Raw genomic sequence first — 21,555 nt, forward strand, 5'->3', positions numbered from 1 at the left:
GTATAAAAATACCAATAGAATTGCACTGATATTCGCAGAAAAACTTACTTTTACGGTATGTTTTACGGACAGCCCTTAAACAGGCAGTAAAAAGACAGACGACTATGGATATACAACCGTTCTTTACCGAAGAGGAGAAAAAACAGTTTTTCTCCAAGTACAAGCAATTATTACGCCATCTGTACTCTTTCCTGAAAAAAGAAGATCTGAGTAAGATGAAGGAGTTGATGAAGCGAGTTGTGGCTTTGGATTGTTACGGACGAGATAAAAACGGCATCAACGGCCTGCTACGCAATATCGACACAGCGCTGATCGCCGCTACAGAGATCGGACTGAAGCGTACATCGGTCATCGCTCTCCTGCTCTACCGCCCGGTCCTGAAAAAGATCATCACGCTGGATGAAGTGGAAGAGACATTCGATGCAGATGTCACCCTGATCATCAGCCGCCTGCTGAAGACTTCGGACCTTTACGCCCGCAACACGGCTGTTGATTCCGAAAACTTCCATAAACTGTTATTCTCGTTTGCCGAAGATGTGCGCGTGATCCTGATCATGATCGCCGACCGCCTCTGCCTGATGCGCCTCGGCAAACATTTAAAGAGCGACGAAGACCGGAAACGGTTGGCAACGGAGGTCTCCTACCTGTACGCCCCACTTGCCCACCGCCTCGGACTATACACGATCAAGAGCGAACTGGAAGACTTGTCGCTGAAATATACCGACCGCAAACAGTATGACTTCATCAAACGGAAGTTGAACGAAACGAAACGCTCGCGCGACGCCTACATCGCCGAGTTCATCGCTCCTATCAAAAACAAGTTGGAGGAGGCAGGGCTCCGTTTCGACATCAAGGGACGCACGAAATCCATCCACTCCATCAACAACAAGCTGAAGAAGCAGAACATCCCGTTCGAAGACATATACGACCTGTTCGCCATCCGTATCATCCTGGACACGCCTTACGAGAAAGAACGTTCGGAATGCTGGCAAGTCTACTCGATCATCACCGACATGTACCAACCGAACCCGAAGCGCATGAAGGACTGGATCTCCATCCCGAAGACGAACGGTTACGAAAGTCTGCATATCACCGTGATGGGACCGCAGAACAAATGGGTGGAAGTGCAGATACGCACCCGCCGCATGGACGAGATAGCTGAAAGGGGACTGGCCGCTCACTGGAAATATAAAGGGGTAAAAGCGGAAAGCGGGCTGGATGAATTCCTGAACACCGTACGTGCAGCCTTGGAAACGAAAGAAAACAACCCGCTCGACCTGATGCAGGATTTCAAGATGGACTTGTATAAGGACGAGATATATGTCTTCACCCCGACAGGCGAACTGATCAAGCTGGCCAAAGGGGCGACAGTGCTCGATTTCGCTTTCGCGATCCATACCAAGTTGGGATGCAAGTGCGTCTCGGCAAAGGTAAACGGAAAGAACGTTCCGATCAAATACACCTTGAACAACGGTGACACGGTTTCCATCGTCACCGCTCCTACCCAGACGCCTAAACGCGACTGGCTGAACATCGTCGTCACCTCCAAAGCACGAGTCAAGATCAAACAAGCGCTCCGCGAAGAGACAGCCAAAGCCGTGGATTTCGCCAAAGAGATGCTGCAACGCCGTTTCAAGAACCGGAAAATCGAAATGGAGGAACCGATCTTGATGCGTTTCATCAAGAAAAAAGGGTTCAAGACTGTCACCGACTTTTATGTCGAGATTGCCGAGGAACGCCTCGACCCGAACCAAGTGATCGACGAATACCTGGAGCAGGTCCGCCGGGAAACGGAAACAAACGAACATACCGAAGTCCGCAGTGCCGAAGAATACATCACGACAACCGAGGCAGAAGAAATCGCAACGAACAAAGATGTCCTGGTGATCGACAAGAACCTGACAGGCATCGAATATAAGTTGGCAAAGTGCTGTAACCCGATCTACGGGGACGAAGTGTTCGGTTTCGTCTCCACGCAAGGTATCAAGATTCACCGGATGGACTGCCCGAACGCGCAGGAGATGTTCAGCCGTTTCGGATACCGCATCATCCAGGCGAAATGGAGCGGCAAGGGAGACAACGGATACATCGTCACGCTCCGGGTCATCGGCCGCGACGACATCGCGATTGTCACCAACATCACTTCCGTCATCAGCAAGGAAGCGGGTGTCACGCTCCGCTCCCTGAACATCGACTCGGTGGACGGAATCTTCCAAGGAAACTTCACGGTGATGGTTCGTGACACGACGGCGCTGAACATGCTGACCAAAAAGATCAATGCCGTGAAAGGAGTCAAAACGGTCGAAAGGCTAAACTCCTGATTGGCAAACAACCAATCATTTCTTTACCGGCCTCAGCCCCATATTCTCCGCCCGTTGCAGCATAAAGGCACGGGCGGCTTCGTGTTCGTTCGGGATCACGCCATCGAGGATCGCGTTCTTGATGGCTTCTTTCAGGACACCGACCGGTTGGGAAGGGGGAAGCCCGAATGTGTCCATTATCTCCTCACCTGTCACAGGCGGCTGGAAGTTGCGGACACGATCTTTTTCTTCTATATCGGCGAGTTTGTTGCGCACCTTTTGGAAGTTGTTCAGGAAACGACGCACCTTTTCGGGGTTCTTGCTCGTGATATCCGCTTCGCAAAGTTTCATCAGGTCGTCTATATCGTCGCCCGCATCAAACAGCAGCCGGCGGATAGCCGAATCCGTCACCTCATCGTCCGACAAGGCGATCGGGCGCATATGCAGGCTAACCATCTTCTGGACATACTTCATCTTCTCGTTCATCGGCAGTTTCATCTTGCGGAAAATGCCGGGAATCATCTTTTCTCCGATGAAATTATGATTGTGGAACGTCCATCCCAAACGCGGATCGAAACGTTTCGTCGCCGGCTTGGCTATATCATGGAAAAGGGCGCTCCAACGCAACCACAGGCTATCGGTGGTTTTACTCAAGCGGTCGAGCACCATCAAGGTGTGGGCAAAGTTGTCCTTATGCCCGATTCCTTCCTTCGTCTCCACTCCTTTCAGAGCACAAAGTTCAGGAAAGATCAGAGGCAGCAACCCGCAACGGTCCAGCAGGTCGAAACCGACAGATGGTTTCGGCGAGAGAACGATCTTGTTCAGCTCGTCCACGATACGTTCTTTCGAGATGATCGAGATGCGCTCCTTATTCCGTTCGATCGCATCGAAAGTGTCGGGATCGATAAAGAAACCTAACTGGCTGGCAAAACGGACGGCACGCATCATGCGCAACGGATCGTCGCTAAAGGTTATATCCGGATCGAGCGGAGTACGGATCAGCAAATTGTCCATATCGGTCAAGCCATCGAATGGATCGACCAGTTCACCGTACCGGTCCTTATTCAAGCAAAGAGCCAAAGCATTGATTGTAAAGTCACGGCGGTTTTGGTCGTCTTCGAGCGTCCCGTCTTCGACGATCGGCTTACGGCTGTCATGCGTGTAAGATTCTTTGCGGGCGCCGACAAACTCCAGCTCCAGGTCGCCGGCCTTCACCTGCGCCGTACCGAAATTCTTGAAGACAGACAGACAAGCTCTCCGCCCTAACTTCTTCGCCACGGCTTTCGCCAGCTCGATGCCGCTCCCGACGGCAACGACATCAATATCTTTTGAAGGACGATGCAGAAATATATCCCGCACATAACCACCTATCACATAAACCTCAACTCCCAACTCTTCCGCCGCCTCCGAAATCAAATGAAACGCTTTCGCCGAAATATGTTTTAAGATATCTTCTTGTTCGATGTACATACAAATTATCATTTGGCCTGCAAAGATAATTAAATTCTTGCGGGGATGCTAATTCTCTCTTTTTCCAATATCTTTGCATGTGGATAATAAGGAATAGACAACTAAAGGATTATCATAATGAAAAAGTCAGCAATCTGTATAGCGCTTGCAGCCGTAGCATTGGCCGGTTGCAGCAATGACGAAAAGAATGCACAGGCAAGGCTGGACAGTGCCCGAAACATGTATGAACAAAATGAGTTCTTTGCCGCCAAGAGTGAAATAGACAGTATCCGCATCCTGTACCCGAAAGAGTTCAAGGTGATTCGGGAAGGCCTGACACTGATGCGCCAGGTAGAACAGAAAGAAGCGGAACGCAACCTGGCTTTCTGCGACAGCCTGATCCCTGTCAAGCAGCAGGAACTGGAAGGGATGAAAAAAGGCTTTAACTTCGAGAAAGATTCCGCCTATAACGAAATAGGCAACTACGTCTCCAAGCAGCAGACCATCGAACGTAACATCCAGCGCTGCTACATCCGCTCGGGCGTAAACGAGAAGGGCGAGATATATTTGGCAAGCGTCTATTTCGGTGGCAAACCTATCAACCACACCGGAATCAAACTGAGTACGCAGGACGGCCTTTTTGCCGAAACGCCCGCCATTCCTTACGACGGTGGCTTGAACTACCACTTCAAGGACTTGGGAAACACAACCGAAGTCGTGACCTATCAGGGAGAGAAATGCGAAGATGCCGTCAAATTCATTTTTGCCAATAAAGGCGAACGCATCAAGGTCGAATACACAGGCGGCAAGCCTTATGTTCTCTATATTGCCGATGCGGATAAGAAAGCGATCGCCTCAACCTATGAGTTGGCTGTCGTATTAAGCGACATCGAAAAATTGACGAAAGAAAAGGAAAAAGCCATCAAGAAACTGGCTTATTTGGAAAAGAAACTTTCGGGCGAAAAATAAGCCGTTTGCCCTTTATTAAAGAAAAAAGAGGCGGTGTATCCAAATACACCGCCTCTTTTTTTACAAATACAAATTCTTATCTTACAATCACTTTATGGGTTGTGTCACCTTCGACTGTTACTAGTACGATACCGGAAGCAGCAGGCATTGAGAAGTATTCGGAGGTTGCTCTGCGAACACCGATCGTCTGTCCTAAGATGTTGGACAATGTGATCATTTTGCCTGAAGCATTCGTCACGATAACCTGGCCGTCCTTGCTGATCACCTTGATCGCAGAAACGTTTATCTCTTCGTTGGCTGTCGGAGCGGAAGCTGTTTGCACATCGAATGCGACATGCGGGAATTTTTCCAGTACGACAAATCCATTTACTACGCCGACATAAGGATAACCGCTTTCTCCCAATTGCAATTGCTGCTGATTTTCCAAGAGATAGCCACCATGTTCGTTCAATTTGAATGCGAACAAAGCCGGATTGTTTTTCGATCTCCTGATTGTATCATTCGACAGGAACATTGCATTCTTATATGCTTCAGCACTGATATTATTTATAGTCGTATCTTTAAAGGACAAATAATAACGAGTGTCTGCCACAGCCGAAGAGATGAAATAAAGCTGTTTACCGGCAACCATCGTGTCCGGTTCCACCCACAGGCTGAAATTATCTTTTTCATAAGTAGCTTTCGTGATTTCGCTACCTTCTGTTTTCATCTGTGCAAAGAAGTTATTCGGATTCATCACCAATGAATTGCCATCAAACGCCAATCGTTTGTGCCCGGCTTCAAAAATTTCATATTCGGGAGCATCATCCGGGGCGATATTCATGACAGTCCTTGTGTCTGTCAACTGTAATTTGGAAGTATTGACATCGATTCCGATATATTTGCCTTCCGTTGTTTTCATCGAATAGAACTGTCCGTTGGCATCAGAAAGAATATAAAAAGAGGTTGGAGTTGCAGATACCGATAATCTCAAACCATCTTCTCTTTCTTTCGCTACTTTACCATCGCGGAAATAAATACCCAATTGATAAGGTATAATCTTGATTGTATCGCCCAACGACATTGCACCAGCCTTTTTCACAGGTTCTTGTGGGAAAAATTTGAAAAGTTGAAGTTCACTTGCACTACCTTTCAGAATCGTGTCGTCTGCAAACATAAACAGCGCAGGCACACCTTCCGTCGCGGAAAAAAGGCTCAGGTAGAAGCCTTTGTTTACCAAATCCTGTTCTGCAACGGTAAACGAACCTAAGTATTGGTTCTTCAAATCAACATTCATCTTTTCTACCTTAATGGAGTCATCACCAATCAGGTAGGTATCTTCCATTCCTTGAACACCAAAGATCTCTGCATAACCGGCGATCAGCTTTGTATCCGATTCACGATCCACAATAGCATATTTGCCATCCTTTTCTTTAATAAGCCACTGACCACGAAGTTGGTGTACGGTCGGCACGCTATCGCCGCTCATAAAGGCCTCACCTGCCGCAACAAAATATTTGCCGTTATTTTCCCCTTTGCTTACTTTCTGCAAAGAATAAACACCGTCGCCAGTAGGAATTGTAACCGGAGTTCCTCGTTTTGCTGTGATCAAAGGAATTTCTCCTTGATAGGATCCAGAAGCTTCAACTTTTCCGGAGACAGTCAAAACCTTCTTCGAATCTGTCTGGGCATACACAACCCGCACCCCATCAACCTGTGGAGCCAAAGCCGTCCCATTTACATCCGGAGCCGCTTTAACGAACATGGCAATAGAGTCGTTCTTCAAGTTTATCGTAAACTTGAACTTCTGGAAATCAGCATTCCCGATAGAATGCACACCGTCAAGTGCGGCATAAGTCGAGTCGATTGCAAATTTTGCACCGTAAGCTCCCGTTGCACCCGAAATCACAGTCTTGACTGTATCGACACCCAAGAATTTGGATTTGCCATCCGGAAAGGTTTCGTCTCCTTGAACTTGCAAAGAGACATAGCCGTCATCTTCACCGGAAAGGTCTTTTGCAATCAATTCTTTTCCTGTAAAAATGTTACCCTCGTAAGTGTCACCGAAAAACAACTGGAAAACAGAGAAACCATTTCCCAATTGCTGAGCTTTCAGCGGGAAATCCGCACTCGGTTCCTCGACAGCAAAAGCAGAACCGCCGGCTGTAGCAAGAGACAATTTACCCTCTTCGATTTTCAACGTGATAAATTCGTTTCCGCTATAATAGCCTTTCAATATTCCTTCCGCATCAATAACCCATTTATCAACGCCCGCTGCCAAATTCGGGACCAAGGCCTTTGCCGAAGCATCAAACGACAAAACCTGCTGAGTCGCCTTATTGGTTAACTTATAAGTCGTCACACCCAAAGACACCTCTTTATCGGCAATCTGCCACAAAGCAGAGTCACAAGCCGCTTTAGTCGCATCAGACCCAATAGTTTTCACTACAACCGAATCAGCCTTGTTTCCGTCCAAGGACAGATAATAAGTATCATTGCCCAAGTAGTAATAATTACCTGCAGTCCATTTGTCACTCGGAACTGCATCCGCAGCGCTTGCCGCAGTAAAAGTTCCTATCGTCATCAAGGCCGCAGCCAAAAGTGTAAATTTTTTATTCATACGCAAATTGTTTATTATTTCATTTTCCTACAAGGGCAAAGATAGAAAAGTTCAATCTCACAAAGCTATAATCAACTATAAAAGATACTGACGCGCGGGCATAATGTACAAAAGTGCCTTTATCCGTGCCGAAATAAAAAACAAGTTATTTATCAGCCCGATGTACAGTAAGTTGTGGGAACGGGAAATTGATGCCCTTTTCATTAAATGTTGCATAGACCGCCTGATTGATTCCGAAATAGACATCCCAATAGTCCGCACTTTCCACCCATACACGGACAACAATATTCACACTGCTGTCTGCCAACGCATGTAAAGCAATGAAAGGAGCGGGATCTGCCAAAATACGGGAGTCACGGGCAAGAACCGTTTGGATCACGGCCTTTACTTTATCAAAGTCTTCGCCATAATCGACACAGAACGTCCAATCCACGCGACGGGTAGCCTGCCGGCTGAAGTTCGTAACCGCACCACTGCTGAGCGAGCCGTTCGGGATATACACCGTTTTATTATCGGGTGTCGCCAGGATCGTATGGAAAATCTGTATTTCCTTCACCGTGCCGCCCGTTCCCTGCGCCTCCACATAGTCGCCGACCTTAAAGGGCCTGAACAGCAGAATAATCAATCCGCCCGCAAAGTTCGCCAGATTACCGCTCAAAGCCATACCGACGGCAACACCTGCAGAAGCAAGCAGAGCGGCAAACGAAGTTGTTTGTACCCCTAACGCACCGACAACCGAGATGATCAACAAAATAGTCAGGACAACATTTACCAGACTCCCGACAAAAGTCTTGACTGAAGGATCGATATCACGTTTCAGCAAAACCCGCTTTATCAGTTTATTCACCAAGTTAATCAGGAGACGCCCGACAATAAAAACCAAAAATGCTTTAATAAGCGTCCATCCCAACATCGCACCCTGCGTCATCAGGGGAGCCAATAATCCTTCCAGACCATGTGAAAGGTCAATTACCGTTACAATCATAATTCTTTACTATTTATGGAAATTCATATTAATTTCTTTACAGTTATCCATCCCTAAAGTATTAGAAATTGTAGCAAAGATATAAAGATTTCTTATTCGAATAAAGAACCGATTTTATTATGTAGTTTTGCAAACGGTCAAATAACAGATATAAACGATAGGAAATGAGGACTTTCTTGATTATTATAGGTTTGTTCCTTTTCATAGGAAACAGTTTTGCACAATCATATGAAGAATTTATAGAAAAAAGCTACGACTTCGTAGACAAAGGCGACTTGGTTTCGGCAGAAGAGAGCCTGAAAGCGGCCATGCGCAAAGAACCTGCCAACCCACTGAACTACGCCCTGCTCACAAACCTCGGGACCATACAACGCCGGCAGGGAAAGTTGCAGGACGCACTCGTCTCCTACACCTCCGCGCTAAGCGGCCACACAAAGAATATCACCATTCTCGAAAACCGGGCTTCTCTTTATACCGAACTGGGAGAGACAGAAAAAGCGTTGAGCGACTACAACACCCTGCTGATAGAAAACCCGGAACATCAAGAGGCGCTTTATTGCCGCGGGTTGCTCTATATACAGTTAAAAAACTTTATGTGGGCGGAACAGGACTTCGACAAGATACTGGAAGTAAACGAGAAATCGGTCCGTGCCCGCCTCGGCCATGCCATCTTGGAAAAAATGCGCGGGAACTATGACGAAAGCGAACGAATATTCAACTACCTGATCAGCGAGATGCCTCGCGACTGGGTCCTCTACGAAGGACGGGCAGACCTGTATTTCATGATGGGAAAGAATGCACGGGCAATGGCGGATATAGAAAAGGTCTTTACCGAAAGCGAACCGACAGCCGCCCTCTACGTGTTGAGAGGTAAAATCAAACTGGCGCAATACGAAAAGGAACGCGCCGCCCTCGACTTCAAGAAAGCCGAATCGATGGGATATGATAAAGAAGTTATCAGGGAACTTCTTAAATTGACAATGGAGAATTGACAATTGACAATTAGGCTTCGCGTCGCCAAAATCGGCTGAAAGCCGAAAATAATTGTCAATTGTCAATTATTATTTATTATTTATTAATGTAGTTGACAATCCAAGCCCCTACCTCTTTCGTGCCATATTTCGCACCGCCTTCCACCTGGATTTCGGGAGTGCGGACATTGGCGTCCAGAGAAGCATCCACAGCCTTGCGGATCAAAGCACCTTCCGCCTTGCAACCGAAATGTTCGAACAACATGGCAACCGAAAGGATCTGCGCCAGCGGGTTGGCGATATTCAATCCTTTAGCCTGCGGCCATGAACCATGGATCGGTTCGAACACAGGAGTGCTTTCGCCCGTCGAAGCAGAAGGGAGCAAGCCCATAGAACCGCTGATGCAAGAACCTTCGTCGGTCAGGATATCGCCAAAAGTATTCTCCGTCACCATGACATCAAAGAACCGGGGTTCCTGGATCATACGCATGGCGGCATTGTCGACATACATATAATCGGTCTGGACCTCCGGATAAGAAGGAGCCATTTCTTGTGCGATCTGGCGCCACAGACGCGAAGAGGCCAGGACATTCGCCTTGTCGACCACCGTCAGGTGTTTCTTCCGTTTCATGGCGTATTCGAAACCGACTTTCAAGATGCGCTCGATCTCCGGACGTGTGTACATGTTGGTATCGTAAGCCTTGTCGTTATCCTGATATTTTTCTCCGAAATACATGCCTCCCGTCAGTTCACGTATGCACAGGAAATCAGCGCCATCCACCAAGTCGGCACGAAGCGGTGATTTGTGCAGCAGGCACTTGAAAGTTTGTACGGGTCGGATATTCGCAAACAAGCCCAGTTTCTTGCGCATGGCCAACAATCCCTGCTCAGGACGCACTTTGGCTGTCGGATCGTTGTCGAACTTCGGATCACCTACAGCAGAGAAAAGGACGGCATCCGCTTCTTTACAAATCTTATACGTCTCTTCAGGGAAAGGATCTCCCACTTTGTCGATCGCATCGGCTCCGCAAAGGGCATACTCATAATGGACCTCATGTCCGAATTTCTTACAAACGGCACTCATCACTTCCACACCTTGTGCAGAGATTTCAGGGCCGATCCCGTCGCCGGGAAGTACAGCAATATTCAGTTTCATATCATAAATAATTTATTATTGTTCTATTTTGTTCAGCATCTTCAAGGTCGCCTTGATGGCGGCTTCCGTCTGGTCCGCATCGAGACCACGGGTTTTAAAGTCCACACCTGCATAATTCCAGCTGATGATGGTCTGCACAAAGGCATCGGTCCGTCCGCCGGGCGGTATGGAAACGGAGTAGTTGGTCAGCATCGGGAAAGGCCGGCCCAGATCAGTATATATCTTCCGTAGGGCACGGACAAAAGCATCATACTGTCCGTCGCCGGAAGCCGATGCCTGATAGGCTTCTCCGTTGATCTCTATCTTCAAGGTGGCGACCGGCTTCAGTCCTTGTGCCAAAGACAGGGAATAATTCAGGATGCGGATACGCTGGTCGGCCATCGCATCATGATGGAGCACATCGCTGATGATATACGGAAGATCTTCCGTCGTAACCATTTCTTTCTTGTCCCCCAGTTCGATAATCCGTTCGGTCACCTTACGCATGGAGTTTTCGTCGATGTCGATCCCCAACGATTCGAGGTTCTTGCGGATATTCGCCTTGCCGGATGTCTTGCCGAGAGCATATTCGCGGACACGGCCGAAACGTTCGGGTAGCAGGTCATTGCAATACAGGTTGTTTTTGCTGTCGCCATCGGCATGTACGCCGGCACATTGCGTAAAGACATGCTCTCCGATAATCGGTTTGTTAGGCGGAATATGAATGCCGGAAAAGGTCTCCACCAGACGGCTGGCGTAATTGATCCGTTCCTCTTTGAGCGTCGTCTCCACACCCAACTGGTCTTTCAGCACGGCAAGCACACTACTAAGCGGGGCATTTCCGGCACGTTCACCCAATCCGTTCAGCGTAGTATGAATTCCTTCTATGCCTGCACGGACGACAGAGTAGACATTCGCCACCGCCAAGTCGTAGTCGTTATGGGCATGGAAGTCGAACTTCAGATCCGGATAGCGCGTAACCATTTCCTTGCAATACTCGTAGGTGTTGCCGGGATTCAGGATGCCGAGCGTATCGGGCAGCATGAAACGCCGGATAGGCAAGTCGCGGAGTGAATCGATGAAGCCGAAGACATATTCGGGCGAGTTCTTGATGCCGTTCGACCAATCTTCCAGATAGACGTTCACGGCGATTTCCCGTTCGGTCGCCAGATTGATGACGGAACGTATATCGGCAAAATGCTGTTCGGGAGTCTTACGGAGCTGCTCTGTCACGTGCCTGTAAGAGCCTTTGCAGAGTAGGTTCACCACACGGCAACCAGCCGCTTCGATCCAGTTCAGCGAAACATCGCCGTCCACAAAGCCGAGCACTTCGAGCTTCCGGATGTTCCCTGTACGTTCCGCCCAGGAAGCCACACGCTTCACGGCCTCAAACTCGCCGTCCGAGACACGCGCAGAAGCGATCTCCAGACGGTTCACACCCAGATCGAGCAATGCCTGTGCAATACTCAGTTTCTCATGCGCCGCAAAAGAAACCCCCGATGTCTGTTCCCCGTCACGCAGGGTGGTATCCATTATTTCTATCATAATTACAAAATCTTGTTTTTGTCAACATGGAGCATGGAAGACATAGTCATACAAAATGATTGTCGTCCTGTAAAGGCAAGGCTCTTAATAACCACAACGCCCCTTCTCGAACGCTTCGATCCTTTCTTTGTTGGAGAGCAGATAGTCGATGTCGTCGAGGCCGTTTACCAGACAGGCTTTTTTGTAGGCATTGATGTCGAAGTGTTCGCTCTTGCCCGTAGCCTTGTTGGTGATGGTTTGGGCAGGCAGGTCGACTTCGACTTCTGTTTTCGGATCGGCAAAAATCGAGTCGAAAAGCTCAGCCAGGAAAGGTTCGCTAACCACCACTGGGAGAACGAAGTTATTCAGTTCATTGTTTTTATGTATATCCGCAAAGAAACTGGAGACGACTACGCGGAAACCGTAATCGGCAATCGCCCAAGCTGCATGTTCGCGGCTGGAACCCGAACCGAAGTTCTTTCCTGCCACCAGTATCTGTCCGCCGTAGGTCGGATCGTTCAGGACAAACGACTCTATTTTGTTTCCCTGCTTGTCGTAGCGCCAGTCGCGGAACAGGTTTTCGCCGAATCCTTCTTTGTCGGTTGCTTTCAGGAAACGGGCTGGGATGATCTGGTCCGTATCCACATTTTCGAGAGGAAGAGGAACACAGGTCGATGTTATGATATTGAATTTCTGTTTCATCTTTTATGTTTTATGATTTATGATTTCAAAAAAACGTCCTCGGATCCGTAATCTCGCCTGTCACGGCTGCTGCCGCCGCCACCAGTGGTCCGGCCAGGATCGTGCGGGCGCCCGGTCCCTGACGTCCTTCGAAGTTGCGGTTGCTTGTCGAAACGGCATATTTCCCTGCCGGGATCTTATCGTCATTCATTGCCAGGCAAGCCGAGCATCCCGGTTGGCGCAACTGGAAACCGGCTTCTTCAAATATCTTGTCCAACCCTTCCTCGCGGATCTGCGCATCGACCATCCAGGAGCCGGGGACCAGCCAGGCGATCACATGGTCTGCTTTCTTCCGTCCCTTTACGATGGAGGCAAAAGCGCGGAAGTCTTCGATACGGCCATTGGTGCAGGAACCCAAGAACACATAGTCGATCTTTTTGCCCAGCAACGATTCGCCAGGTTCGAAACCCATATATTTCATCGATTTCATAAAAGAGGTTTTCTCCACTTCGTTCATGCCTTCGATGGTCGGGATATGTCCGGTGATGCCCATTCCCATACCCGGATTGGTTCCATAGGTTATCATCGGTTCGATATCGGCTGCGTCAAACAGGATTTCCTTGTCGAACACGGCATCGTCGTCGCTCTTCAATGTTTTCCAATAGGCGACCGCCTTGTCCCATTCTTCGCCGGCAGGAGCATTTTCACGTCCTTTGAGATAGGCGAACGTTGTTTCGTCGGGAGCGATCATACCGCCACGCGCCCCCATTTCGATAGACAGGTTGCACAAAGTCAAGCGCCCCTCCATCGTCAGGCTGCGGATCGCCGATCCTGCATATTCGATGAAATAGCCGGTGGCACCGCTGGTCGTCACTTTCGACATGATATAGAGGGCGACATCTTTTGCCGTCACCCCTTTCCCCAGGTTACCTTCCACACGGATACGCATGGTTTTCGGCTTTGCCTGCAAGATACACTGCGAAGCCATCACCATTTCCACTTCGCTGGTCCCGATACCGAAAGCGACAGCACCGACCGCCCCGTGGGTGGAGGTGTGCGAGTCACCGCAAACGATCGTCATACCCGGCAAGGTCAGTCCGCGTTCGGGACCTACCACATGGATAATGCCGTTCCGCGGATCCATCATGCCATAATGAGTCAGCCCAAATTCGGCAGCGTTCTTGGCCAACGTATCGACCTGGTTCTTCGAGACTGGGTCTTCGATCGGCTTATCCTGATCGTGTGTCGGCGTGTTATGGTCAGGCATGCAATAGATGCGTTCCGGCCGAAGCGGTTTCAAACCACGTCGACGCATGCCGGCAAAAGCCTGCGGGCTGGTCACTTCATGACAGTACAACCTGTCGATGTAAAGCTGTGTGGGTCCCTCTTCGATCATCGTCACCACGTGGGAATCCCAAATCTTGTCAAATAATGTATTCATAATTGTCAATTCATTTCACAAATTTATTAATTGCATCGATAAAAGCCTCGACCGAAGCGGCTATTATATCGGTATTGGCGGCAAAACCGTAATAACGGTTTCCTTCGAACTCGACCTGCATGTGCACTTTTCCCATGTCGTCGCTGCCTTTGTTGATCGCCTGGATCAGGAATTCCTGGATCGTCATCGTACGGTGTATAATGGACTTCACCGCCTTGATGGCCGCATCGACAGGCCCGTTGCCGGAAGCGGCAGCTTCGAACTTCTCGCCAGCGATGTCCAAGCAAACACTGGCCACGGACTGCAGACCGACACCGGAGGTCACCTGCAAGTACTCCAGCTTGATGCGGTGCATAGCCGTACGGTCCTTGCCGGCAAGCATCAGAACATCGTCGTCGTTGATGTCTTTCTTGCGGTCGGCAAGTTTCAAGAATTCTTCATAGACCTTATCCAGTTTTTCTTGCGACAGCTCGACGCCTAACACCTGCAGGCGATGCTTCAACGCAGCTCGTCCGCTACGGGCAGTCAGCACGATTGCGTTATCGTCGATCCCCACATCTTTCGGGTCGATGATTTCATAACTTTCGCGATTCTTCAAAACGCCGTCCTGATGGATACCAGAAGAATGGGCGAACGCGTTACGTCCGACGATCGCTTTGTTCGGCTGGATCGGCATATTCATCAGGCTCGAAACCATGCGGCTGACTCCGTATATCTTGGTCGTATTGATGTTGGTGATGATCTCACGTTCCTTATGGCTCTTGAAGATCATGGCGATTTCTTCCAAAGAGGTATTGCCGGCACGCTCGCCTATGCCATTTATAGTGACTTCCACTTGGCGTGCACCGTTCAAGACGCCCTGCACGGTGTTGGCAGTCGCCATCCCCAAGTCGTTATGGCAGTGAGTCGAAAGGATCGCCTTTTCAATACCGTCTACATGTTCCATCAGATATTTGATCTTCGCACCATATTCGTCCGGCAGGCAATAGCCGGTCGTATCGGGGATATTGACAACCGTCGCACCGGCTTTGATGACCGCTTCTACCACACGCGCCAGATAGACATTGTCCGTTCTTCCGGCATCTTCGCAATAGAACTCGACATCCTCCACATATTTCTTCGCATATCGGGTAGCAGCGATAGCTCGTTCCAAAATATCTTCCTGGTTGGAGTTGAACTTATACTTGATATGATAATCGGATGTCCCGATCCCTGTATGAATACGTCCGCGCTTCGCATATTTCAAGGCCTCGGCAGCCACATCGATGTCTTTTTCCACCGCACGGGTAAGCGCACAGATTGTAGGCCATGTTACGGCTTTCGATATTTCAACGACACTATTGAAATCGCCCGGACTCGACACGGGAAAACCGGCTTCTATCACGTCTACACCCAGTTCTTCCAGTGCTTTGGCAACCTGAATCTTTTCAATACTGTTTAACTGGCACCCCGGTACCTGTTCGCCGTCGCGCAATGTTGTGTCGAAAATAAATAATCTGTCTGACATAGTTCTTATCGTCTTAAATTAATTTGTTAATATCTTTTTTGTAAATTACTTGAACGAAAAAAGCCTTTCTCACAAGGAAGTGAGAAAGGCTTTTCATATCTTAATGCCCAGCAAAGCATATACAGTCTCACTTCCTATCCTGTCCCCAGAGTAGAATAATATTTAGAGAAATAATGAGACTATTTAGCTTTTCCTGTTTCATATCGTCCTTTAGCTTGTTTTTGTTTGAACGCTGCAAAGATACAGCCTTTTTTTAAACCGCCAAATATAATTCGAAGTTTTTTATCAATGTTTTCTTATAAAATGTAAGACGAACGCACTCTGATAACGTCAATTCATAATTCCCCAAAAGCGAACTATCGGATATAGGCATTTATCACTTGCAGTACGAAGTTCTGATCCTACTCATAACGCTTTTCGGTATCCGCGAAGTTATTTCTTTGAAAGAATTAAGATCGGATTAGATTCTTCATCCAACAATTCTACTAATTCAGATAATTTCTCATTTTTGATCTTATCCTTATAGCGAATAATATAATCTGCCGGTATATAATCAATTAGATACTCCGTCGATACCCATTTAGGCCAGAAGAAATGAAAACCGTTTTTCACTGTTATACCTCCAATTGGATCTTGAACAGTTAATATTTGATCATTACTTTTGTCAATGATCACTTTTTTATTTTTACCATGGAACACATAGTCTACATAAATATAATCATTTGTTTCAGAAACATCTGACAAATAAGCATAATTTTCATACTCTTTATTGAACAATTCGTAACTACTCAGTAATCGATAAGGCAATTTACTATTTTCAAAATCAAACACATATCTGATTGACAGGTTATTTTGATGTTGATCATAGGTATATATCGTATCATTGAAATTCTGTCGGACCAACATTTTCTCCTTACTTAGCAAGTGCATATTTTTGACGCTTGGAAGCGCAAACATATCCTGAAACTCATACTGAATATCATTGGAAGAACGATATAAAACCTCTCCATCCGTTTTCATTACCTGCAACTTGAATAATTCATTACCTAAATTCATAAAAGTAAGGAATATCCGATTACTGTTATATTCTATATTCCGCACAAGTCCTTCGTAAGGGATGGAATGTTGAAATTCATTATCAAAACTATACATTGCGATCTTCCCTCCCATCATGTCCCACAAAAAAGCTATTTCTTGCTTTTCGTCTATTGCAAAATCAAAAATCCCTTGAACATCCGAAGGAGATTCTCCATATTGCCCAATATTGTTCAGAAATTTACCTTCCAGCGAAAACCGATATAAAGAAATATCTGATTTTACGAAAATGTACTTATCAGTCAAAACAATCTTGTCCATATAACCTATCGGACATCGTTCATTGAACTCCAAAGCAATATAATGCAAATCACCACTATCAAAGCTACCAGCATCTGCATGTTGTACCTTTTGAATATCATAGACCTTATATCCGGACTTTGTATTTTCCGTATTACAGCCACAGAACATAGATAAGAAAATAATGTAAAATACTAAATGTTTCATTTTATCAATTTTCATCATTTAATCTTCATCATAAATAAGGAAGCCCATTTCCGTCAATCATGAATTTCACGAGATGAGCTCTTTCTTTATAAATGAAAACAGTTTTTGTATAGTATTTAAATCCATCGCTTCGCAAAGATAAAAAATACTATATGAAAATCAACAACTATTTAAAACAAAACATTTTATTATTCAAAATCCAGATGAAGCACAAAAGCCTAATTTACTTCTTTATGGAAAATTGGTCCAACATCTTTCCGTCTACATCCACGACCTGTATCTTCAGTTCGTTCGGATCGGCAGTAGCTTTCAGGACAGCAGTGTTGGAATTGACGATAATCGGGAACGGTGTCTGAGCTGTTGCATCCTGATGGATGAATTGGTGGAGATGGCCACACAGCATCACATCCGGCTTGGCTTCGCGTAACAAAGGCATGAATTTCCGCTCCACTTCCAAGTTCCCATGCCATCCGCCGATCGGTGGGATATGGGCGACGATGATCTTGAACGGGGCTTCCTTATATTCTTTGCTATCCAATACCTGACGTAACCATTCCGCCTGTTCCGTCCGATATTCGTCATAGACTGTTATGCCGGCATATTCGATATCGGAATCCGGTTTATCTTCTCCCGTATCCAAGATCACGAAACAGATCGGACCTTGCCGGAACGTATAGTAGATATTCGTTTCTTTCGGAGAGAAATAACGTTGGAACTCGGTTGCAAAAGCTCCGCGGGTCTCGTGATTGCCTCTCGTATAATACATCGGGATCTCGGAGGCAAACAGACGGGTTGCCGTATCCATAAATCCATCGAAAATATGGTTTTCCTCATTGAATACCGACACCATATCGCCGTTGAAAAGGAAAAAGTCTGTCTTTTTCAGGTCACATTTGGAAACAAGGTTTGTCAACACATCGTTCTTGCCATGTATATCGTTTACCATTGCAAACGAGACGGTTTTGTTAGCAGGATCGCTTGTCTTGAACACCAGCGGTTTTCGGGAGTAGACATCGGTCGAGGCACAATAACCATAGACAATCCTATGCCCGACATGGCTCAACACTTCCTGCGCGAAGACACGATAGCGATAGTTCGTACCAGGTTTTAACCCTTTAATCTTCACGGTATGAATCGTGGATGTATTCTTAACTCCGTTACGGGCATCGTAATACTTGGGACGTTCAACGGCATAAAAGTTCGTATCATCATCCGGCGCCAACTCCACCCAACCGACAGACGGCTTGTCCGACAACCATACGATCGTCACTTCATTCGGTCCCAGATTCTGCAAATAAGGACCGTGTACCAACCGGATATTCGATTCCGGCACCGGCGATTCGTGAACCGCTCCTTCTGCAAAACAAACAGAAAGCCATAACAGCATTACCAAAAATTGGATTTTCTTCATAATATGTGATATTTAAACAATTAAATTCAAAATTCCTGCCACGAAGATATCAATTACTCTCCAAAGATTCCCTACCTGAATGATACATTTTCCGCAAAAAGCATCTAAAAAAGTATATAATAGCAGAATCCGTTTTTCCTTTTAGGTTTCAAGAGATTGTAGTAGCCGTTGACTTTATGTAGTGTTAATGTAGAAATATTTCTCGGCCATAGGTTGTAGCCTATCCTTTATCACCTTCATTACGGTTTCAAATTCAAGAGGATCTTTCCATTGAATCTTTCTCAGAAAAGCCTTCCAACGGATTATACGTGCCTCGTCTGTTATAAAATTGTCAGCAAACAATTGTAAATCGGAATTGTAAGTAAGTTCTCGATTATCAAATGTTGCCTTAATTGCCTCATACAACATATCATCATCTAAGTTCCTCTTCGTCAGAAGTTGATAACAATCGAAGAAATCTTTCATACGACTATTGAGAACATCACGATCTATCATTGTATGGAATTTCTCTGCAACAACTGTTTCCAAAGAATATGCATGTATGTTCACCGAAGGTATGTCCGACAAAAGTAAAGCTTGAAAAGCATGGGCTAAAAAATCCCTATCACGACTGATTCTGTCTGCCATAAAGTCAACATCAACCGTTGGGCGAGCCTCGAGTCCATTCATGGCATAAAGAAAAGAACCTCCTTTCAACAAAAGTTGTCCTTATACCGACTTACAGAAACTCTGTAGAGCAACCTTTCGTTGAAGTATCTTGCCAAAAGGTACATATACTTATAGCCTGTCTCATTCATGAGACTGAGCAAGCGTGTCTTTACTGATTTACCATAGTCTTTCTTTCCCACTATTCTATTGCGATTTCAAGATAATTTTTCAATGTATTAAATACTCTTAGGCGTTTGGCGTAATTCTGTAGACGGGCAAGGTTTCGGTTCGGTTTTTTCAGATAAGTACGTATTACTTCCGCACAAACATCCAAACCGATCTTGTTCCTATACTTCACTGCATCGCAAGTACTCCGCTCCATGTCTGTAATACGAATTTTATATCCCGATATTTCTGCATCCATAATACCAAATTCCAAGTTTTCTTTCTTCCAATAATAAAGTTCTATCGGTAGAGCATGAGGAAGCACCACTTTTCTTTTATTGGCAATTGCTATACAAAAGGCTGGTGGAACTGTCGTTGATAGTTGATGGTACGCCCAAGCATTGTATAGGCACACAACACCATTAGGTACTATCCGTTCCACATCTATCATTGTGCTTAGCAATACTTCGGGAGCAGCATATACCCCATGACGTAATTTTATCAAGTCGCCACGCTCTTTAGCTCTCAGCAGCTGTTTGTATTCAGACAAAAGAGATATATCTGCTGTCGTTATTGTTCCTCCGAGGGATGCGACCTTATAAACTATATCATTCATATAATCCACTTTAAATGTTCTATCACGCTATAAAAATACAATTATTTTCCGAAAAGAAGCAATATTCTACGGTAAATTTCAAAAAAATCCCGTAGAATTCTTATACATATTGAGGCTGTGTCGTAATTATGTTTTACGGCGTAGCCTCTGTTTTTGTGTTCTGAGAATCGGATTATTTTTAGGCGACCGATTTTTGCGGAATTTTCCAAAATATTTGTATCTCGGACGATATAATCCAAGATACACGTATAAACAGGTCAGGATGGGGTGTATTCTCCCCGTTTTTGGCCTGTTTCGCTATTATTGAGCACATTTTCTTTATATTGAAGGCAATGGCGAAGAAGGCAAAGTCCATTGTGACCTTGTCTTTTCCGAAGTGGCGGAAGCGTCTGTATGCCATGTTTGACTTCATCTGTCCGAAGACCGCCTCCGGTTCGATACATCGTCGTCCTCGGTATCTGAGACCTTCTTCGGATGTCTGCAGTTCCCGGGCTCTTCGTTTGTATCCGTTGAGTCTGTGGTTGACCTCGATTGCCCGTCGGTCACCACGGGCTTTGTAGCAGAGGCAGCGTAGCGGACAGCCCTTGCAGTTGCGGGCGAGATAGCGTGCGCTTTCACTTCGATAGCCGCTTGCGCTCTTCGAGTGTGATGTCCCCACGCGCGTCATGTGTTGCCCCATCGGACAGACGTAATAATCTTCGTCGGCATTATAATGGAAGTTGTTGTGGTGGAACGGATGGTTTATAGCGCGGACCCTGTTCGAGATGGAATCGGTTGTACTTGACATAAGCCTCCATCCCGGCCTCGTCCATGAAGCGATAGTTTTCCTCAGAACCGTAGCCTGAGTCGGCGACTGCCACGGAGGGCAGATGCCCGTAACGGGCTCCGCCACTCCATGCCTCTGTATTTTAACAGGACTATAAATCTGTTATTTTCCGGAGGCAGTTTACGAATATGCCCTCTAATCTATAATCACAATAAAAATATATATCATGCATGATTTTTTTTGCGATGTAATTCGTACTTCCAGATTATCAATCATAATCAGAACAGTCAAATTCGCCACTACCTCCTGGAACGATGAAACAAGTATACTTCATATTCAAAGGAGGTAATGATTTATAAAAACGCCCCTCTTTTAAATAATAATGATTATTAAACCAGTTGAGACGATCCTCTATTCTTAATGAAGACTCAAATACCCGATACCCGTATTGTATAGGTGTTTCAATACCCCTGGTATGATTATGGACAATAGTGTCATTATCTAAAACAATCTCTCTCACTCCTCTAACATTAAATCTTGGTCCCACATATTGCTGCATTATCAAATGATTAAGATTGAATCCTATATAGTTTTGAGGAACTGTTCGAATAGTACAACCCTTATCTGCATAATATCTCAAAAAGACATTGGCATCTGAATAGAAATAATCAAATGTATGTTCTTTAATTATATCATATTCAACTCTTGCATATACAGGATCACTATCTATATCTATTTTAAAATTCACTTTATAAGGAGAATCATCACTATAATGTGCAAATGAGCAGAAAATAGGTTTGCCTGGAGAAGAAGAAGAAAAATCACCTCCTGAGGCTGTAATTTAAA

The 21,555-nt window shown here is 46.1% G+C and carries 16 protein-coding genes and 1 pseudogene; 3 read left to right on the plus strand and 14 right to left on the minus strand.

The genetic code is table 11. The annotated features are described in order from the left end of the window. Positions 1-104: 104 nt before the first annotated feature. Positions 105-2,321, plus strand: a complete 2,217-nt coding sequence (locus BQ9893_RS13275) for a RelA/SpoT family protein (protein ID WP_075966471.1) — start codon at positions 105-107, stop codon at positions 2,319-2,321. A gap of 15 nt (positions 2,322-2,336) precedes the next feature. Here the strand turns inward: BQ9893_RS13275 and BQ9893_RS13280 are convergent, their stop codons facing one another. Next, positions 2,337-3,770, minus strand: a complete 1,434-nt coding sequence (locus BQ9893_RS13280; RefSeq protein WP_075966472.1) for a CCA tRNA nucleotidyltransferase — start codon at positions 3,768-3,770, stop codon at positions 2,337-2,339. A 117-nt stretch (positions 3,771-3,887) separates the two neighbouring features. Between BQ9893_RS13280 and BQ9893_RS13285 the strand changes: the two genes are divergently transcribed. Beyond that, positions 3,888-4,718, plus strand: a complete 831-nt coding sequence (locus BQ9893_RS13285; protein WP_075966473.1) for a hypothetical protein — start codon at positions 3,888-3,890, stop codon at positions 4,716-4,718. A gap of 76 nt (positions 4,719-4,794) precedes the next feature. Here the strand turns inward: BQ9893_RS13285 and BQ9893_RS13290 are convergent, their stop codons facing one another. Both BQ9893_RS13290 and BQ9893_RS13295 read right to left on the minus strand, forming a co-directional pair. Further along, positions 4,795-7,317, minus strand: coding sequence for a DUF6383 domain-containing protein (locus tag BQ9893_RS13290; RefSeq protein WP_075966474.1), 2,523 nt, complete (start codon positions 7,315-7,317; stop codon positions 4,795-4,797). Positions 7,318-7,462: 145 nt separating this feature from the next. Continuing rightward, complete coding sequence (locus tag BQ9893_RS13295) at positions 7,463-8,245, minus strand: mechanosensitive ion channel family protein (protein ID WP_244155202.1); 783 nt, start codon at positions 8,243-8,245, stop codon at positions 7,463-7,465. Positions 8,246-8,466: 221 nt separating this feature from the next. Between BQ9893_RS13295 and BQ9893_RS13300 the strand changes: the two genes are divergently transcribed. Next, positions 8,467-9,294 (plus strand): tetratricopeptide repeat protein, encoded by an 828-nt coding sequence (locus BQ9893_RS13300; RefSeq protein ID WP_075966476.1) that lies wholly within the window; start codon positions 8,467-8,469, stop codon positions 9,292-9,294. A gap of 76 nt (positions 9,295-9,370) precedes the next feature. On the opposite strand, the gene leuB is transcribed toward BQ9893_RS13300, so the two are convergent. The 11 genes and pseudogenes from leuB to BQ9893_RS21405 form a co-directional block, all read right to left on the minus strand. After that, on the minus strand, positions 9,371-10,429 hold the full coding sequence (leuB, locus tag BQ9893_RS13305; protein WP_075966477.1) for a 3-isopropylmalate dehydrogenase: 1,059 nt from the start codon (positions 10,427-10,429) through the stop codon (positions 9,371-9,373). A 15-nt stretch (positions 10,430-10,444) separates the two neighbouring features. Next, positions 10,445-11,953 (minus strand): alpha-isopropylmalate synthase regulatory domain-containing protein, encoded by a 1,509-nt coding sequence (locus tag BQ9893_RS13310; protein ID WP_075966478.1) that lies wholly within the window; start codon positions 11,951-11,953, stop codon positions 10,445-10,447. A gap of 84 nt (positions 11,954-12,037) precedes the next feature. Further along, complete coding sequence (leuD, locus tag BQ9893_RS13315; RefSeq protein ID WP_075966479.1) at positions 12,038-12,634, minus strand: 3-isopropylmalate dehydratase small subunit; 597 nt, start codon at positions 12,632-12,634, stop codon at positions 12,038-12,040. 25 nt (positions 12,635-12,659) lie between these two features. Next, entirely contained in the window at positions 12,660-14,054 is a 1,395-nt protein-coding gene (leuC, locus tag BQ9893_RS13320) for a 3-isopropylmalate dehydratase large subunit (protein ID WP_075966480.1), read from the minus strand. Positions 14,055-14,064: 10 nt separating this feature from the next. Beyond that, positions 14,065-15,561 carry a 2-isopropylmalate synthase gene (locus BQ9893_RS13325; RefSeq protein WP_075966481.1) on the minus strand — a complete coding sequence of 499 codons (1,497 nt, stop codon included), beginning with the start codon at positions 15,559-15,561 and terminating at the stop codon, positions 14,065-14,067. A 432-nt stretch (positions 15,562-15,993) separates the two neighbouring features. Then, positions 15,994-17,103 carry a 6-bladed beta-propeller gene (locus tag BQ9893_RS13330; RefSeq protein ID WP_167369874.1) on the minus strand — a complete coding sequence of 370 codons (1,110 nt, stop codon included), beginning with the start codon at positions 17,101-17,103 and terminating at the stop codon, positions 15,994-15,996. Positions 17,104-17,326: 223 nt separating this feature from the next. Then, on the minus strand, positions 17,327-18,514 hold the full coding sequence (locus BQ9893_RS13335) for a purple acid phosphatase family protein (RefSeq protein WP_075966483.1): 1,188 nt from the start codon (positions 18,512-18,514) through the stop codon (positions 17,327-17,329). Between the two features lie 174 nt (positions 18,515-18,688). After that, positions 18,689-19,210 (minus strand): nucleotidyl transferase AbiEii/AbiGii toxin family protein, encoded by a 522-nt coding sequence (locus tag BQ9893_RS13340; protein ID WP_449406344.1) that lies wholly within the window; start codon positions 19,208-19,210, stop codon positions 18,689-18,691. 151 nt (positions 19,211-19,361) lie between these two features. Continuing rightward, the gene (locus BQ9893_RS13345; protein ID WP_075966484.1) at positions 19,362-19,943 is read right to left on the minus strand and encodes a type IV toxin-antitoxin system AbiEi family antitoxin domain-containing protein; all 582 of its coding nucleotides are present in this window, start codon (positions 19,941-19,943) and stop codon (positions 19,362-19,364) included. Positions 19,944-20,121: 178 nt separating this feature from the next. Beyond that, positions 20,122-20,824 (minus strand): annotated as a pseudogene (locus BQ9893_RS13350) (transposase); the annotation flags it as partial. Between the two features lie 153 nt (positions 20,825-20,977). Then, entirely contained in the window at positions 20,978-21,457 is a 480-nt protein-coding gene (locus tag BQ9893_RS21405; protein WP_139322610.1) for a hypothetical protein, read from the minus strand. Between the last annotated feature and the right edge of the window lie 98 nt (positions 21,458-21,555).

This window comes from Parabacteroides massiliensis (assembly GCF_900155425.1).
GTDB classification, from domain to species: Bacteria; Bacteroidota; Bacteroidia; order Bacteroidales; family Tannerellaceae; genus Parabacteroides; species Parabacteroides massiliensis.

Excerpts from the sequence above, each read along its gene's own strand:
- BQ9893_RS13275 (WP_075966471.1), top strand. The coding sequence starts at position 105 with ATGGATATACAACCGTTCTTTACCGAAGAGGAGAAAAAACAGTTTTTC.
- leuB (WP_075966477.1), bottom strand. The coding sequence starts at position 10,429 with ATGAAACTGAATATTGCTGTACTTCCCGGCGACGGGATCGGCCCTGAA.
- BQ9893_RS13295 (WP_244155202.1), bottom strand. The coding sequence starts at position 8,245 with ATGACGCAGGGTGCGATGTTGGGATGGACGCTTATTAAAGCATTTTTG.
- BQ9893_RS13310 (WP_075966478.1), bottom strand. The coding sequence starts at position 11,953 with ATGATAGAAATAATGGATACCACCCTGCGTGACGGGGAACAGACATCG.
- leuD (WP_075966479.1), bottom strand. The coding sequence starts at position 12,634 with ATGAAACAGAAATTCAATATCATAACATCGACCTGTGTTCCTCTTCCT.
- BQ9893_RS13330 (WP_167369874.1), bottom strand. The coding sequence starts at position 17,103 with ATGAAACATTTAGTATTTTACATTATTTTCTTATCTATGTTCTGTGGC.
- leuC (WP_075966480.1), bottom strand. The coding sequence starts at position 14,054 with ATGAATACATTATTTGACAAGATTTGGGATTCCCACGTGGTGACGATG.
- BQ9893_RS13290 (WP_075966474.1), bottom strand. The coding sequence starts at position 7,317 with ATGAATAAAAAATTTACACTTTTGGCTGCGGCCTTGATGACGATAGGA.
- BQ9893_RS13285 (WP_075966473.1), top strand. The coding sequence starts at position 3,888 with ATGAAAAAGTCAGCAATCTGTATAGCGCTTGCAGCCGTAGCATTGGCC.
- BQ9893_RS13325 (WP_075966481.1), bottom strand. The coding sequence starts at position 15,561 with ATGTCAGACAGATTATTTATTTTCGACACAACATTGCGCGACGGCGAA.
- BQ9893_RS13280 (WP_075966472.1), bottom strand. The coding sequence starts at position 3,770 with ATGTACATCGAACAAGAAGATATCTTAAAACATATTTCGGCGAAAGCG.
- BQ9893_RS13300 (WP_075966476.1), top strand. The coding sequence starts at position 8,467 with ATGAGGACTTTCTTGATTATTATAGGTTTGTTCCTTTTCATAGGAAAC.
- BQ9893_RS13335 (WP_075966483.1), bottom strand. The coding sequence starts at position 18,514 with ATGAAGAAAATCCAATTTTTGGTAATGCTGTTATGGCTTTCTGTTTGT.
- BQ9893_RS13345 (WP_075966484.1), bottom strand. The coding sequence starts at position 19,943 with ATGAATGATATAGTTTATAAGGTCGCATCCCTCGGAGGAACAATAACG.